The 15,640-nt window shown below is 67.8% G+C and carries 10 protein-coding genes; 4 read left to right on the top strand and 6 right to left on the bottom strand.

Features of this window, described 5'->3' with window-relative positions; all coding sequences use genetic code 11:
* Positions 1-48: 48 nt before the first annotated feature.
* Positions 49-1,032 (bottom strand): LacI family DNA-binding transcriptional regulator, encoded by a 984-nt coding sequence (locus ACM0O9_RS05645; RefSeq protein ID WP_065186758.1) that lies wholly within the window; start codon positions 1,030-1,032, stop codon positions 49-51.
* 157 nt (positions 1,033-1,189) lie between these two features.
* Here ACM0O9_RS05645 and ptsP point away from each other — a divergent pair, with 157 nt between their 5' ends.
* The 4 genes from ptsP (at position 1,190) to ACM0O9_RS05625 (ending at position 7,717) form a co-directional block, all read left to right on the top strand.
* Positions 1,190-3,703 (top strand): phosphoenolpyruvate--protein phosphotransferase, encoded by a 2,514-nt coding sequence (gene ptsP / locus ACM0O9_RS05640; RefSeq protein ID WP_414603737.1) that lies wholly within the window; start codon positions 1,190-1,192, stop codon positions 3,701-3,703.
* Positions 3,700-4,656: a 1-phosphofructokinase family hexose kinase gene (locus tag ACM0O9_RS05635; RefSeq protein WP_065186396.1), complete on the top strand. Its 957-nt coding sequence runs from the start codon at positions 3,700-3,702 to the stop codon at positions 4,654-4,656. Before ptsP ends, ACM0O9_RS05635 begins: the two co-directional genes overlap by 4 nt.
* A gap of 86 nt (positions 4,657-4,742) precedes the next feature.
* Positions 4,743-6,449: a PTS fructose transporter subunit IIC gene (locus tag ACM0O9_RS05630; RefSeq protein WP_164093094.1), complete on the top strand. Its 1,707-nt coding sequence runs from the start codon at positions 4,743-4,745 to the stop codon at positions 6,447-6,449.
* Between the two features lie 14 nt (positions 6,450-6,463).
* The gene (locus ACM0O9_RS05625) at positions 6,464-7,717 is read left to right on the top strand and encodes a carbohydrate porin (protein WP_414603738.1); all 1,254 of its coding nucleotides are present in this window, start codon (positions 6,464-6,466) and stop codon (positions 7,715-7,717) included.
* An 89-nt stretch (positions 7,718-7,806) separates the two neighbouring features.
* Here the strand turns inward: ACM0O9_RS05625 and ACM0O9_RS05620 are convergent, their stop codons facing one another.
* Genes ACM0O9_RS05620 through ACM0O9_RS05600 form a run of 5 tightly spaced genes read right to left on the bottom strand, consistent with a single transcriptional unit; the run spans position 7,807 to position 15,624 of the window.
* Positions 7,807-8,652 (bottom strand): aldose epimerase family protein, encoded by an 846-nt coding sequence (locus tag ACM0O9_RS05620; protein WP_414603739.1) that lies wholly within the window; start codon positions 8,650-8,652, stop codon positions 7,807-7,809.
* A complete protein-coding gene (locus ACM0O9_RS05615) occupies positions 8,642-9,679 on the bottom strand; it encodes a glycoside hydrolase family 43 protein (RefSeq protein ID WP_414603740.1) in 1,038 nt (345 codons plus the stop codon). Before ACM0O9_RS05615 ends, ACM0O9_RS05620 begins: the two co-directional genes overlap by 11 nt.
* Before the next feature lie 16 nt (positions 9,680-9,695).
* Complete coding sequence (locus tag ACM0O9_RS05610; RefSeq protein WP_414603741.1) at positions 9,696-11,180, bottom strand: MFS transporter; 1,485 nt, start codon at positions 11,178-11,180, stop codon at positions 9,696-9,698.
* A 59-nt stretch (positions 11,181-11,239) separates the two neighbouring features.
* Positions 11,240-13,933 (bottom strand): glycoside hydrolase family 3 protein, encoded by a 2,694-nt coding sequence (locus ACM0O9_RS05605; RefSeq protein ID WP_414603742.1) that lies wholly within the window; start codon positions 13,931-13,933, stop codon positions 11,240-11,242.
* Complete coding sequence (locus ACM0O9_RS05600) at positions 13,930-15,624, bottom strand: glycoside hydrolase family 43 protein (RefSeq protein ID WP_329889465.1); 1,695 nt, start codon at positions 15,622-15,624, stop codon at positions 13,930-13,932. Before ACM0O9_RS05600 ends, ACM0O9_RS05605 begins: the two co-directional genes overlap by 4 nt.
* Positions 15,625-15,640: the final 16 nt, after the last annotated feature.

Here is a 15,640-nt window from a genome sequence, read left to right as displayed (position 1 = left end):
CTCATGGACTGCGACTGCGACTGCGACTGCCGCAGGCGCGGCGCCGGACTATCGCGCAGCCGTTGACCCTCTCACCACGCACCTTCCCGTCATCACCAGTCTGCGTACCGGCAGCTGCGGCATGCGTAGGCGCTCCAGCAACAGCGACATCGCGGCTCGCCCCATCTCTTCAACCGGCTGCTCGACCACGGTAACCCCGGGTTCGACCAGTTCGGTCCATCGCTCATTGTCGAACCCTGCCAGCGCCAGCTCTCCTGGAATCGCAAGCCCAGCGCTGCGGGCCGCTTTCAATGCGCCCATGAGCAGCAGGCTGTTGCTGGCGACCAGCGCATCGGGACGCGAAGGACTGGTCAACCACTGCTCGACTGTTGCGATGGCGGCCTCGGCCGTGGGCTCTACCTCGCGGTAGTCCGGTTCCAGCCCGTGCCTGCGCATTGCAGCGATATAGCCGTCGCGGCGTTCGGCCGCGGTGGTACTGGTGCTGCCGAACAGGCCACCGATGCGGCAATAGCCGCGCTCGGCCAGGTGTTCGACCAGGCCCGCCATCGCCGCTGCGTTGTCGAGGACCACGCTGTCGATCGAGCCACCGGGTGCGGCACGATCGACCAGGACCGTAGGGTAATCCAGCGTGAGCCGGTCCAGCCGCCCCACCGTGGTCCGGGTGGGCGCAAAAATCAGCCCACTGATGCGTTCCTCGTGCATCAACTGCAGATACAGCGCCTCGCGCTCGGGGTCCTCATCGGTGTTGCAGAGGGTGACTCGAAGGCCTTCCCGGTACGCGACTTCCTCCACGGCGCGGATCAGCGCGGTAAAGAACGGGTTGCGGATATCGGCCACGATCAGGCCGATGATGCCGGTATGCCGGGCGCGCAGGCGTCTTGCCTGCAGGTTGGGGTGATATCCGGTCTGGCGGATCGCCGCCTCCACCCGGCCGCGCACGGCCTCGCTGACCGGGCCGCCGCCGAGCACCCGCGACACCGTGGACTTGGATACCCCCGCCACGCGTGCGACGTCATTGATGCTGATGCTCACTGGTAACGTTCCCGGAATCGAGCGCTTTTCTGGGCCGGACGGCCCTCCAGCACCATGTTAACGCCAAAGGACTATTGGATTTTTGTGCACTGCACATTGAAATGGCGAGTGGGAACGTTCCCAATGCGTCCCAGCCACCCCCTCCGCGGAGCCCCCTTTGTCGCCCCAGACCTCCCCTTCCCCGGCCACCCGGGAACTGATCCGCCTGGACGCGCGGGCGCAGGACAAGACCGATGCCATTGCGCAGGTCGCCCAGATGCTGGTCGCGTCCGGCTGCGTGGCGCCGGGTTACGAAGCCAGCATGGGGCGGCGCGAAACGCTGGCGAACACCTTCCTTGGACACGGCGTAGCAATCCCGCACGGGCTTGGCGAGGACCGCCATCTGGTGCACCGCGATGGCATCGCCGTGCTGCAGTTGCCGCAAGGCGTGGAATGGAACCCGGGACAGATCACCCGTCTGGTGGTCGGCATCGCTGCCCAGTCGGATACCCACATCACGGTGCTGCGCCGCTTGACCCGGCTGATCCAGGACGAGTCCACGCTGCAGCGGCTGTTCACCACCACCGAGGCGGGCGAGATCGTGAACGCGCTGGCCGGCGATGTTGCGATTGCCGCCACCCACGCGCCAGCGGTGGATCTGGCCGAGCGCTTCGAATGGACCATCGCCTACCCCAACGGACTGCACGCCCGTCCTGCCACGCGCTGGGCCGAGACGGCGCGCGGCTTCGCAGCCCGCGCGCAGGTCCGCGCAGGCGATCAGGCGGCCGATGCCAAGAGTCTGGTAGCGCTGCTTCAGCTCGGGCTGCGTGAGGGCGATGCCGTGCGTGTTTCTGCCGAGGGCGCCGATGCCCCCGCGCTGCTGGCTGCGCTGCGCAAGGTCATGGATGGATTGGTCGCACAGGAAAGGGCTGATGCCGAGCGTGCAGCCCAGCGCAAGGCAGCAGCCCCTGTCACCGGGTGGAAACCGCCCGAAGCGCAGGCGACGATCATTGGCATTGGCGCCAGCCCCGGATTGGCGATCGGCCCGGTGCATGTGCTGGCCAGCACGCAGGCGGAAGTCACCGACCGTCCTGCCCCGCTTGGCGAGGGCGGCGCACGCCTGCAGGATGCACTCGGCCGCACCCGCCAGCAGCTGGCCGCCCTGCAGGACGACACCCAGCGCCGCCTTGGCGCTTCGGATGCGGCGATCTTCAAGGCGCAGGCCGCGCTGCTCGACGACACCGACCTGATCACCCGCACCTGCCAACTGATGGTCGAAGGCCATGGTGTGGCGTGGTCATGGCACCAGGCCATCGAGCAGATCGCCTCCGGGCTGGCGGCGCTGGGCAATCCGGTGCTGGCCGGGCGCGCGGCGGACCTGCGTGATGTCGGCCGACGCGTGCTGGCGCAGCTTGACCCTTCTGCTGAAGGTGGTGGCCTGGCGGATCTGCCGTCGCAACCGTGCATCCTGATCGCCACAGATCTGTCGCCTTCGGATACCGCCAATCTCGACACCGGTCGCGTGCTCGGCCTGGCCACCGCGCAGGGCGGGCCGACCTCGCACACCGCCATCCTCTCGCGCACGCTGGGCCTGCCAGCGCTGGTGGCCGGCGGCGCCGGGCTGTTGGCGATCCAGCCAGGCCGCGAAGCGATCCTGGACGGCAGCAGCGGACGGCTCTACCTGTCCCCCTCCGAAGCCGATCTCGCCTCGGCACGCGAATGGATCGCCGAACAGCAGCAGATCCGCGAGCGCGAAGCCGCGCAACGCGCGCAACCCGCCCAGACCCTCGACGGCCACCGCATCGACATCGGCGCCAACGTCAACCTGCCCGACCAGGTGCCACTGGCACTGGAACAGGGTGCGGAAGGCGTCGGCCTGATGCGCACCGAGTTCCTGTTCCTCGAACGTGGCAGTACGCCCAGCGAGGAGGAGCAGTACACCACCTATCTGGCGATGGCCAAGGCACTCAACGGCCGCCCGCTGATCGTGCGCGCGCTCGACATCGGCGGCGACAAGCAGGTGGCGCACCTGGAACTGCCACGCGAGGAGAACCCGTTCCTCGGCGTGCGCGGCGCGCGCCTGCTGCTGCGCCGCCCTGACCTGCTGGAGCCGCAACTGCGTGCGCTGTATCGCGCCGCCAAGGACGGTGCACGCCTGTCCATCATGTTCCCGATGATCACGTCGGTGACCGAGCTGGTCGTACTGCGCGCCATCTGTGAGCGCCTGCGTGCCGAGCTGGAGGCGCCGGTGGTGCCGATCGGCATCATGATCGAAGTGCCGGCTGCCGCCGCTCAGAGCGACGTACTGGCGCGCCATGCCGACTTCTTCTCGATCGGCACCAATGATCTGACCCAGTACGTGCTGGCGATCGACCGCCAGAACCCGGAACTCGCCGCCGAGGCCGACAGCCTGCATCCGGCGGTGCTGCGCGCGGTCCGCGCCACGGTTGAAGGCGCACGGCTGCATGGGCGCTGGGTCGGCGTCTGTGGCGGCCTGGCCGGCGATCCCTTCGGCGCCATGTTGCTGGCTGGCCTGGGCGTGGACGAACTGTCGATGACCCCGAACGACATCCCGGCGGTGAAGGCGCGCCTGCGTGGCACCGCGATGACCGAACTGCAAGCGCTGGCCAGCACCGCACTGGGGTGCGAAACCGCCGAGCAGGTGCGCGGCCTCGATGGAGCGCGCGCATGACTGCCCGCGCCGTCACCGTGACCCTGAACCCGGCCATCGACCAGACCGTGCGCCTGGCCCGCCTGCAGCCAGGCCGCGTGCATCGCGCCGGCAGCTCCCGCGACGACGCAGGCGGCAAGGGCATCAACGTGGCGGCCTGCCTGGCCGACTGGGGCGTGCCGATCACCGCGCTGGGCGTGCTGGGCGACGGCAACGACGGCGTGTTCCGCACGCTGTTCCGTGAGCGGGGCATCATTGACGGCTGCCTGCGCGTTCCGGGCCATACCCGCACCAACATCAAGCTGGTCGAAGAGGCCAACGGCGAAACGACGGACATCAACCTGCCAGGCCTGGCCGTGGACGCTGCCGATCTGGACGCGGTGTCGCGCCAGCTCGGCGCCCTGCTCGCGCCCGGCCTGCCGGTCGTGCTGTCCGGCAGCCTGCCGCACGGACTACCGGCCGATGCATGGGCGCGGTTGCAGGCGCAGGCCGGAACGGCCGGTGCGCGCGTGCTGCTGGACACCAGCGGCGATGCGCTTGCAGCTGCGCTGGACGGCGCGCGGGGCGCGCTGCCCTACGCCATCAAGCCCAACCGCCACGAACTGGAGGCCTGGACCGGCACGTCGCTGCCGGATCGCAGCGCACTGCGCGCTGCAGGCCAGGCCTTGGTCGAACGCGGTGTCGCACTCGTCGCCATCTCCATGGGGACCGACGGCGCGCTGTTCATTGATCGCGCCGGCGCACTGGTCGCGCGACCGCCGCGTCTGGCCCAGGGCAGCACGGTGGGCGCCGGTGATGCCATGGTCGCCGGCATCGCCGCCGCGCTGTTGGAGCGCTCCCTCGACCTGGCCGCCTGTGCACGACTGGCCACGGCGTTCTCGATGAGCCGGCTGGATAGCGGAGACGCGCGGCGGCTCGATCCGGCGCAGGTGCGCGCCGGGGCCGGCGATGTACTGATCGAGCGGTTGGATTGAAACACCTGCCGGAGGAGCAGCGGTTGGCTTCGGGCCACCCGCGATGCCTCCGGCAAGGACGAACCCGAAGCATTCCAGGAGTTCCCATGCACGCTTCCACCGTAGTCATCGCCGCTGGCGAACGCAGCATCGAGGCGGTACTTGCCGCCGAGGCCCTGCGTCGCGCGGCCCGCCAGCGCGGGCTTGAGCTGATGATCGAAATCCGCAGCGACCAGGGCGTGACCGGCGCGCTGCCCGCCTCGGACGCCGCCTCCGCGACCCAACTGCTGCTGGTGGGCGATGGCGAGGCAGACATCGCACGCTTCGGCAATGCCCGGATCGTGCATGCCAGCCTGGGCGAGGTATTGGACGATCCGGTCGCCGCGCTTGCACCGCTCGCAGCCGCGCCGGCCAGTGTCCCCGCCACCGGGGCTGGCAAGCGCATCGTTGCCGTCACCTCCTGCCCCACCGGCATCGCTCACACCTTCATGGCGGCAGAAGGCCTGCAACAGGCTGCCAAAGCGCTGGGCCATGCGATCCGGGTGGAAACACAGGGCTCGGTCGGCGCGCAGGATGCGTTGAGCGATGCGGAAATCGCCGCTGCCGATGTGGTGCTGATCGCCGCCGACCGCGAAGTCGATCTGGCGCGTTTCGCTGGCAAGCGCCTGTTCAAGAGTGGTACCAAGCCGGCGATCAATGACGGCCAGAACCTGATCCGCAAGGCGCTGGCCGAGGTCGGCGTGCACGCGGGGACAGCGGCTTCGGGCCGTACCGCAGAAAAGAACAAGAGCACCGGCCCTTACAAGCACCTGATGACCGGGGTGTCGTTCATGCTGCCTTTCGTGACAGCCGGCGGCCTGTTGATCGCCCTGGCGTTCGCGCTCGGCGGCATCTATGCCTTCGACGATGCCCACAAGGGAACGCTGGCCTGGTCGCTGTTCCAGATCGGCGCCAAGTCCGGTTTCATGCTGATGGTGCCGGCGCTTGCCGGCTACATCGCCTACTCCATCGCCGACCGCCCCGGCATCGCGCCCGGCATGATCGGCGGGCTGGTTGCGGTCAACATGGACGCAGGTTTCATCGGCGGCATCCTGGCGGGCTTCATCGCCGGCTATGGCGTGCACTGGATCAACCGTGCGCTGCGCCTGCCGCGCAGCCTGGAAGGCCTCAAGCCGGTGCTGATCCTGCCGGTGCTGGGCACGCTGCTGGTCGGCCTGCTGATGATGTACGTGATCGGCACGCCGGTGGCCGCACTGCTGGCCTGGCTGACCGACTGGCTGCGCGGCATGGAGGGCAGCAGCGCGATCCTGCTCGGTTTGCTGCTGGGCGGCATGATGGCCGTTGACATGGGTGGACCGGTCAACAAGGCGTCCTACGCCTTCTCCACCGCCCTGATTTCCAGCCAGGTCTACACGCCGATGGCGGCGACCATGATCGGCGGCATGACGCCACCGCTGGGCATCGCGCTGGCGACGTGGTTGTTCAGCAACCGCTTCACTGCCGAGGAGCGCGGCACTGCCGGTGCCGCCGGCGTGCTCGGCCTGAGCTTCGTGACCGAGGGGGCTATTCCCTACGCGGCACGCGATCCGCTGCGCACCATTCCTGCGCTGATCCTCGGCTCGGCCGTGGCCGGTGCGATCTCGATGGCCGCAGGCGTCGAGTTGAAGGTGCCGCACGGCGGTGTGTTCGTGCTGCCGATCCCGAACGCGGTCACCCATCTTGGTGTCTACCTGCTGGCGCTGTTGGCCGGCGTGTTGGTCACCGCGATTGCACTGCGCATCCTCAAGAAGCCGGTCACGGCCCCCACCCTGTAAAAGGAACCCCGCCCATGACCTGCCCTTCCTGCCGCCTGGTGCCGGTAGCGATCCTGCTGACCCTGCCCTCACTGACCGTAGCTGCCAACGCGAGTGATGTCCTCACTCCCAAACTGGCTTACACCGGCGAGGCGGCCGCCACGCTCGATGGTGGCAAGCGCAGCGGCACCGCTTACGCCGGCCAGCTGATGTTCGGCGCCGATGTTGACCTCGACGCTGCGTTCGGCTGGCGGGGGGCCACGATCAAGTCCTATGGCATCAATCGCCACGGCACCAACCTCGCCAACAGCAGCACCGGCAACAGCACCTCGGTGCAGGAAATCTACGGCGGCCAGGGGACCCGCCTGGCCAACCTGACCCTGGAACAGAAGCTGTTCAACGACCGGCTGGTGCTGGAGGCCGGTCGCAGCGTCGCCAACATCCACCACCTCGGGTCGGAGCTGTGCCAGTACTTCCAGGGCAACTCGGCGTGCGGCAACCCGACCTACGTTTTCCGCACCAGCAACTTCACCTGGTGGCCGGTGTCGAGCTGGATGGCCGACGCCACGGCCTGGGTGACGCCCGATGTCTATGTCCGCATCGGTGCCTACCAGGTCGATCCCAGCCAGGCCGAGGATGGCCAGCATGGCCTGAAGTGGAATACGAACCAGGCCACCGGGTGGATCGTGCCCTACACGATCGGCTGGCGCAGCCCGGCTTCGGCACGACTGAATGCCCGCTACGAACTCGGTGGCTGGCAGGACAACTCGACCTATCGCGATCCGCTGCGCGATGCCAACGGCATTCCCGCGCTGCTCAGTGGCCAGGAGTACGCGGCACGCCACGGTCGCTCCGGTGCGTTCGCGCGCTTCGAGCAGCAGCTTACCGGCGATGGCAATGGCCGCGGCCTGACCCTTTTCGGCGCCGCGCTCAAGGGTACCTCCGGGCAGCTGATCGAGGATCACTTCCTGCAGGCCGGGCTTGTGCAGAAAGGCACGTTCGCCCGCCGGCCGCAGGACAGCATCGGCTTCGTCGTCACCCGGCAGAAGTACAGCGGCATCGCGCTGGAGAACCTCCGCCTGGCCCGCGCTGCCGCCGGCGGCAGCGGCACCCCGCACGGAAGCCAGGTGATGATGGAGCTGAGCTATGGCATCCAGCTCACCCCGCAGCTCAGGATTGCACCGAACCTGCACTACATCGTGCATCCGGACCCGTTCAACGAACCTGCGCGGCAGCGGGACCTGCCGAATGCACTGATCGCGGGCATGCGGGTTGACTGGAACCTGTAGCAGATCGCACGTGGTGGTGAGGCGCAGCCCGTGCCAGGCACCAGGGTCCACACCCGCTCCGGGCGGCGTACCGACACTCCGGCCGGGCTTCAGCTGCTGTCCGCCACCCACGCCAGTTCGAACGTCAACGCGAGGCGCTGGCCAGGCTCCAGCCGGTGCGGCGCCAGCGTGAAGCCGTCCGGCGGGCCACTCTGCGGCTCGACACAGGTAGCGTGCGGCGCAGCGTCGTAGACCACCCAGTGGTCGTGGTCCGACCTCAGCCGCAGGCGTTGGCCTTCGCGTACCAGCGTGATGTCACCGTCGGCAACGAAGCAGTCATCCCAGGGGCCGGTGGTGGGCTCCACGTGGGGCAGCGTGGCAATACCTTCCCTGTCCCGCGGATACATCGCGCGAGGATTGAACAGCAACCGGTCCGGCTTCCTGAACCAGGGGTGCCAGCCCAGCACCGCCGGCATCGCCTGCTCGCCGGCCTGGACCGAAAGGCGCAGCTGCAGGGTGTGAGGGTGCAGGCTCACTTCCTGGAGGGCAATGCCACCGAAGGGCCAGTAGCTGTCGCGCGGCAGCTGCAGCGACACCTCGGCTGCGGCCGCATCGAGCCGGTCGATCTGCCAGGGTCGCGAGAAGCCCACCCCATGGATGGCATGCCCGTCGAAGTTGAGCGGCAGCCGATGCGGCCTGCCGTCAAAACGGAACTGTCCACGGCGGATGCGCCCGGCCCACGGCACCATCGGGTAGCAGCCCCAGGCGATCGCCGCCGCCCCGGTCTCCTGCGCGTCCACCAGCCATTCCACGCCCCGGTAACGCAGGTGCGCGATGCGCCCGCCCGCCGCTGCGGCGAGCGCAACCTCCAGTTCGCCGCATCTCAGCCAGTGCAGCTGACCGGCCGGCAGCGGGGCCAGCGCATCATCCCTCGGCAACATGCGCTCAGGCCCCATAGGGATTGATCGTTCGGATGCTTCCGTCCGGCTCCATGTGCAGCGGCGTGCACTTGGCCGAGCGCAGGTGGGTAATGCCGCCGGACATCAGCGCATCGTGATAGAACAGGTACCACTGTCCCTGGAACTGGCAGATGGAGTGGTGGGTGGTCCAACCGACCACGGGGGTGAGGATCACGCCAGCATAGGTGAACGGCCCGTACGGGCTGTCTCCCACGGCGTAGCACAGCTGGTGGGTGTTGCCAGTGGAGTACGACAGGTAGTAGCGACCCTGGTACCTGTGCAGCCACGGGCCTTCGAAGAAGCGGCGCGCGTGGTCGTCCGCACGCAGCGGCTGGCCATGCTCATCCAGGATCTGCACTTCGCGGGTAGGCTCGGCCAGCTCGGTCATGCCGGCATCCAGGCGGCCCACGCGCGGCCCCAGGGCCGGCGCGCTGCCCTCGGGTTCCTCGTGCGCTTCGCTGTACTGGTTGTCACGATACTTCTGCAGCTGCCCGCCCCAGATGCCGCCGAAGTACAGGTAGTGGCTGCCATCGTCGTCCTCGAACACGGCCGGGTCGATCGAGTACGCGCCCTTGATCGGCTCCGGCTGGGGCACGAATGGGCCCTCCGGTCGCGCACCGATTGCCACGCCGATGCGGAACCGGCCCTCGGCGTCCTTGGCCGGGAAGTAGAGGTAGTAGCGGCCATCGCGGCAGGCAGCGTCTGGGGCCCACATCTGTTTCCGCGCCCAGGGCACGTCGCGCACGTGCAACGCCATGCCGCAATCGACGGCAGTGCCGTTGGGCGTATCCATCTTCAGCACATGGTAATCCTGCATGCCGAAATGGCCGCCTTCATCGTCGAAGGGCTGGCCACCGTCGATGTCGTGCGACGGATAGATGTACAGGCGTCCCTCGAACACGTGTGCCGAAGGGTCGGCGGTGTAGATGTGGGTCACCAGCGGTCGCGAAATGGCGTGTGCGCTGAGCTGCGCAAGACGGGCTTCGCTGGCCTGGCCGTCTTCACCGGCAGAGAGGTCGATCATGGTTGTCATCTTGGCGTTACGCGGAGGCGTCGGCGGAACGGCGACGCAGGTGGAGATCCTGCTCGATGCGCGTTTCCGCGCGCTTGTCGATCCGGTAGAAGAACAGCAGCGCCACGGCGAGCAGGAACGGAAGGGAGCAATAGACGCTTACGGTCAGGCGGATGCCCTGCACCACGGCCTCAGGCTGCTGCACCAGGCCTGCCTGGTAGCCGTAGTGGGCAAGGATCGCGGCGACCAGTGCGCCACCCACGCTGAGGCCGATCTTCAGGCCGCACAGCATCGCCGAGAAGATGATCCCAGTGGCCCGGCGATGGTTCTTCCACTCGGAGTAGTCCGCGACGTCGGCGATCATCGCCCACAGCAGCGGGATGGTGATGCCATAGCAGAAGCCATGCAGCATGAAGGCTGCGAACGCGACCGCCACCGCCGTGGGTGGGAACAGGTAGAAGGCCAGCAGGAACAGGGTCGAAACAAACAAGGCGCCACCGAAGACATCGCGCTTGCCGAAGCGATCCGCCAGCCGCCGTGATGCACCAATACCCACGATCATGCAGAGGATGCCGCACGCGTTGAACAGGCTGAACGCCGAGGTGGCCGCGTCCTTCGGACAGGTGAACGCCGCGAAACCGGCGCTGGCGAGGGCGCCATTCAATGCACTGATCAGGCCATTGAAGCCTGAGTTTTCCAGGAAGCTGGCCAGCGCCGCTTCGCTCATGTAGTACTGGAAGTAATAGATGTAGGTGCCGCCTTTCAACGCCAGGTTGATGAACACCAGCACGGTCAGCGCCAGCATCACCTGCCACGGGCGGTTGTGCAGCAGGTCCGACAGGTCCTGCACTATGCCGCCGGTCTGCTCGCGCGTCGGCACGATGCGTTCGCGGGTGGTGGCGAAGGTGATCAGGAAGAACACTGTTCCGATCAGTGCGAAGGCGGTCATGACCTGTTCGAAGCCGCGCACCCGGTCGCCGTCACCCAGAATCAGCACCAGCGGCATCAGCAGCACCTGGATGATGAACTGCGCGATCATCACGGCCACGAAGCGGTAAGCCGAAAGACTGTTGCGCTGCGCCATGCTGCCGGTCAGCACGCCGCTCAGCGCCGAGTACGGCAGGTTGTTCGCGGCGTAAACGCAGACCAGCAGCGCGTAGGTGCCCAGTGCATAGATCACCTTTCCGCGCTCGCCCAGGTCCGGGGTGCTGAACGCCAGCAGGGACAGTACGCCAAAGGGGATGGCCGTCCACAGGATCCACGGGCGGAAGCGGCCCCAGCGGGTGGACGTTCGGTCGGCCGCGATGCCGATCAACGGCGTGAACACGAACGCACCCAGCAGGCCGACCACAAAGATGATCGTGGCCGCGGTCGCAGCCGGCAGGCGGTAGACGTCGGTGTAGAAGAATGCCAGGTAGGTGATCAGGGTCTGGAAGATCAGGTTGGCAGCGAGATCGCCCAGGCTGTAGCCGAGCTTCTCGCGAACCGACAGCGCGTGTTCAGTGCTTGCCATGCAGCGGACGTCCTGGAAAAGGGATCTGGTCGAAGGGGCATCGATGCCAACGAGGGCGATCAGTCATGCGCGGGCACCACGGTGAACCTGACCTGCGCACGTATATCGGCACTGGACGCCCCTACCCTGACCTCGTAGGCACCGGGCTGCACCGCGTACGCCGCACGCGCTTCGTCATAGTGGCGCAGAGCCTGCGCTGCCTCCAGGGTGAACGTCACCGTGCGGCGTTCGCCCGGAGCCAGATGGACCCGCTGGAAGCCGCGCAGTTCCTGCACGGCATCACCGCCACCGGCGTGTTCGCGCCGCACGTACAGCTGTACCACTTCGTCACCGCTGCGCGTGCCTGCGTTGGTCACATCCACCGACGCGGTCACGCGACCATCGGCGCCGATGGTGTCCGCATCGAGGCGGAGCGTTCCATAATCGAAGCGCGTGTACGACAGCCCGTGACCAAACGGGTACAGCGGCGTGCCACGGAAGTAGCGGTAGGTACGGCCCTCCATGGCGTAGTCTTCGAATGCCGGCATTGCTTCGCCGGCCTGGTAGAACGTGACCGGCAAACGGCCAGCGGGATTGACATCGCCGAACAGCGCCTGGCCGACGGCGGTGCCGCCGCGCTGCCCGGGGTACCAGCTCATCAGGATCGCCGGCAGATGCGCCTGCGCCCAGTCCACCGCGATGGCCGAGCCGCCGGTGAGTACCATCACCACCGGCTTGCCGGTAGCGTGCAGGGCCTCCAGCAGGGTGCGCTGCGGCGCGGGCAACCGCAGGTCGGTGCGGTCGCCACCGGCAAAGCCCGGATAGTTGACCGTCATTTCCTCGCCTTCGACATCGCCGGTGAGTCCACCGACGAACACCACCACATCGGTCTCGCGTGCAGCATCGAGCGCTTCATCGAACGGCGCCTTGGCACCGGGCATGCGCCACCCCAGGCGCACGCCGGCATCGCGCTGGTCATCGTAGTATTCCAGTTTCAGGTCATAGGCACGCCCCGCCTGCAGGTCGAGTTCGACACCCTCGGCATGCAGGCGATCCGTGTTCACCCAGTGATCGATCACACGCTTGCCGTCAAGGTACAGGCGGTAGCCATCATCGCCGGCCACCTCCAGCCGGTAACGACCGGACACGGGGGGCAGCAGCTGGCCACTCCAGCGGATGCTGAAGCGGTCGTCGGGAATCCCCTGCCCCGGTGCCGCTTCGCCGCGTGCCAGCAGGTTGTCGGTCGGCGAGCCCCGGTCCCAGCGGAAGCCGATCTGCGCGTCGGTCCGCACCAGGGCCGGAGTGCCAGACAGGTCGGGCGTGCGGAAGTACTCGCCGCGCAGGCCGCGCTCGGGCGAGTCCGCCGAGGGCCGCAGGAAGGTCGGCTCGATCAACGGCGTGGCACCGGGATCGTCGCGCCCTTCCACCAGGTCCACGCCACGCGCATACCGCACTTCAACGCCCTTGGCCGCCTCGCGTATGCCCTGCAGGATGGTGACCGGCGCGGCCGGTGTACCGAAGTAGTTGCCGAGCAGCGCCATGGTGTCGTCGGCGGTGGGTCCAACCACGGCAATGCGCCTGGTGTCGCGCGACAGCGGCAGGATGCCATCGTTCTTCAGCAGCACCAGCGAGGCCTGCGCGGCCTTGAGCGCGAGCGCATCATGGGCCGGCGCCTGGTTCACCGAGGCCGGAATGCGCGCCCAGCGCACCCGCTCCGGCGGATCGAACATGCCCAGGCGCATCCGTGCGGTGAACAGGCGGGTTACCGCATCGTCGATCTCCGCTTCGCTGATCAGCCCCTGGCGCACTGCCGCAGGCAGCGTTGCGTACTCCTGGCCGCATTCCAGCTCCGTGCCGTTCCTGACCGCCAGCGCCGCGGCGGCTTCGCGCGTGGCGACGATACGGTGGTGCTTCCAGATATCGACGATGGCCCAGCAGTCCGAGACCACGTAGCCCTTGAAGCCCCAGTCGCGTCGCAGCAGATCACGCAGCAGGAGGCGGCTGGCGCTGGCGGACTCGCCGTACACGCGGTTGTAGGCGCCCATGACCGCATCCACTTCGCCTTCCTTCACCAGCGCCTCGAACGCCGGCAGGTAGGTGTCGTAGAGGTCGCGCCGGCTGGGGCGTGCATCGAAGTGATGGCGGTCGGCCTCCGGTCCGCTGTGCACGGCCAGATGCTTGGCGGTGGCGTCCAGCTTGCGGTAGACGGGGTCGTCGCCCTGCAGGCCGCGTACGAAGGCCACGCCCATGCGCGCGGTGAGGTAGGGATCCTCGCCGTAGGTCTCCTGTCCGCGACCCCAGCGCGGGTCGCGGAAGATGTTGACGTTCGGCGACCAGAAGGTCAGGCCCTGGTAACGGCCATGCGCGCCTTCGCGGAGGAACTGGTGGTGCTTTGCGCGGGCCTCGTCGCTGATGGTCGTGGCCACCTGCCCCATCAACGGTACATCGAAGGTCGCGGCCAGGCCGATTGCCTGCGGAAACACCGTGGCCTGCCCTGCCCGTGCCACGCCATGCAACCCCTCATTCCACCAGTCGTAGGCGGGCACACCCAGCCGTTCGATTGCCGGCGCGGCATTCTGCATCTGTGCCGCCTTCTCTTCCAGGGTCATCTGCGCGACGAGTGCGGCGGCCCGTTGCTCGAAGCTTGCCGAGACATCCAGCCAGGGCCGTGGCGCGGCCGCGGATGCGGCGGCCGCCACGCAGCTCAGGACGAACACGGTGGCCAGGCCACGCCACGTAGGGCGGCGGGTCCTGGACGAAATCGACAGTCTCATTTGCTTCTCCCGGTGCGCTCGTCGCGCGCGAAGGGACCCAGCAGTGCGCCCACGAAGCCGCCTGCCCGGTCCGTACTCAGAACGGTGCCGTCCACGTCGCCTGCGAGCAGTTGCCAGCCCTGCCCGTCGCCGGTGTCGAACGAGAACGCGTAGTCGCCCTCGTTGCCGGCAATCTTCAGGCGCAGCGCTGCAGACGCCGGCACGTCATGGCTGGCCAGCGTCCGCGTGCTGCCACCCCCGTCACGCGCTTCGAGGAAGAGCGAGAGGCGCCCCCCGCCAAGGTCACGAACGCCGAGGAAGTACCAGTACGCCTCGCTCTGGAACGCCGCCAGACCGGCGGCGACACCGGGGGCTGGCGGGGTCATCGCGGTGCTCGCCTCAAAGCGCAGGTGCTGCTGGCGCCGGCCGAGAAATGCCGGATTGCGCAACGTGTCCAGATCCTCGGCAAGCGGGTGCACGGCCAGCATGCCGGGGCGCTTGTGCAGGTCAGCCCAGGCATGCCTGGGCACGCGCACGCGCAGCCACTGGCGATCGAGCGCTGGGCCATCAAAATTGTCGCGCGCCACGAAATTGCCGGTCGACGGGGCCTGCGATGCCTCGCCCTGCATCCATGACGGCGCCTCGGCCACGTAGGGAATGGCCTGGTCGGCCGGCAGGATCTGCGGCCAGCCATCCTGCCAGCGCACCGGCAACAGGTAGGTCTCGCGCCCGGTGTTGTAGTGGCGCTTCTGATAGTTGCGGCTGGCCAGGAACACCGCCCACCACGAGCCATCCGGGCCTTCGACCAGGTCGGCGTGGCCGGCATTGGTGATCGGAAGCGGACGGTCGTCCGGCAGTTCGCGCTGGGTCAGGATCGGATTGCCCGCATAGGCAACGTAGGGTCCCCACACCGTGCGGCTGCGCAGCACCACCTGCGAATGCTGCGGCCCGGTACCCCCTTCAGCGTCGGACAGGTAATACCAGCCCTCCCGCTTGTAGATGTGCGGTCCCTCGATCCAGATCGGATTCTTCGCTGGCTCCACGCCTCCATCAACCAGCACCCGGCGTGGCCCGACCGGCTTGAACGCCGCCAGATCGATCTGCTGCATCCAGATGGCGCGGTGCCCGTCGTAGCGCGGCGGACCGGGCGGTGCATCGTTGTTGATCAGGTACACCTTGCCGTCGTCGTCGAAAAACAGTGATGGATCGATGCCATCGATGCCGGGCAGCCAGTGCGGATCGGACCACGGCCCGGCCGGGTCGCGCGCAGTGGCAATGAAGTTGCCGCCGCTGTCGGTGGCCGTGGTCACCACGTAGAAGACCCCGTCGTGGTACTCGATTGTGGGGGCAAAGATGCCGCGCGAGACGCTCAGCCCGTCGAAATCCAGCTGCGTGGGGCGGTCAATCACATTGCCGATCTGCTTCCAGTGCACCAGGTCAGCACTCTCGAACACCGGAATGCCCGGGAAGTAGGTGAAGCTGGAATTGACCAGGTAGAACCGGCCGTTCGCGCGCACGACGCTGGGATCGGCATGGAAGCCGGCCAGGACAGGATTGCGGTAGTGGCCGGCCGGCAGCGGCACTTCAAACGCCTGGTCATTGCCGCGGTACTCGAACCAGTCGAAGTACACCGGGGGAGCATCCGGCGGCGCGCTGGCCCGGGTGGTTGCGGCCGACAGCAGGAACAACGCCCCCAGCAGGTGGCGCGCCATCGACCTCAGGCCGGCC

Origin of the sequence: Stenotrophomonas sp. FR012, from assembly GCF_047520565.2 — a bacterium.
In the GTDB taxonomy this organism is placed as follows: Bacteria; Pseudomonadota; Gammaproteobacteria; order Xanthomonadales; family Xanthomonadaceae; genus Stenotrophomonas; species Stenotrophomonas sepilia.
Note: the sequence above shows the minus strand (reverse complement) of the source record. Positions and strands in the feature narration are given on the sequence as shown.

Bases quoted from the DNA above. Each gene is read 5' to 3' on its own strand.
- ACM0O9_RS05610 (WP_414603741.1), bottom strand. From the start codon at position 11,180: ATGGCAAGCACTGAACACGCGCTGTCGGTTCGCGAGAAGCTCGGCTAC.
- ACM0O9_RS05635 (WP_065186396.1), top strand. From the start codon at position 3,700: ATGACTGCCCGCGCCGTCACCGTGACCCTGAACCCGGCCATCGACCAG.
- ACM0O9_RS05615 (WP_414603740.1), bottom strand. From the start codon at position 9,679: ATGATCGACCTCTCTGCCGGTGAAGACGGCCAGGCCAGCGAAGCCCGT.
- ACM0O9_RS05600 (WP_329889465.1), bottom strand. From the start codon at position 15,624: ATGGCGCGCCACCTGCTGGGGGCGTTGTTCCTGCTGTCGGCCGCAACC.
- ACM0O9_RS05630 (WP_164093094.1), top strand. From the start codon at position 4,743: ATGCACGCTTCCACCGTAGTCATCGCCGCTGGCGAACGCAGCATCGAG.
- ACM0O9_RS05620 (WP_414603739.1), bottom strand. From the start codon at position 8,652: ATGGGGCCTGAGCGCATGTTGCCGAGGGATGATGCGCTGGCCCCGCTG.
- ACM0O9_RS05605 (WP_414603742.1), bottom strand. From the start codon at position 13,933: ATGAGACTGTCGATTTCGTCCAGGACCCGCCGCCCTACGTGGCGTGGC.
- ACM0O9_RS05625 (WP_414603738.1), top strand. From the start codon at position 6,464: ATGACCTGCCCTTCCTGCCGCCTGGTGCCGGTAGCGATCCTGCTGACC.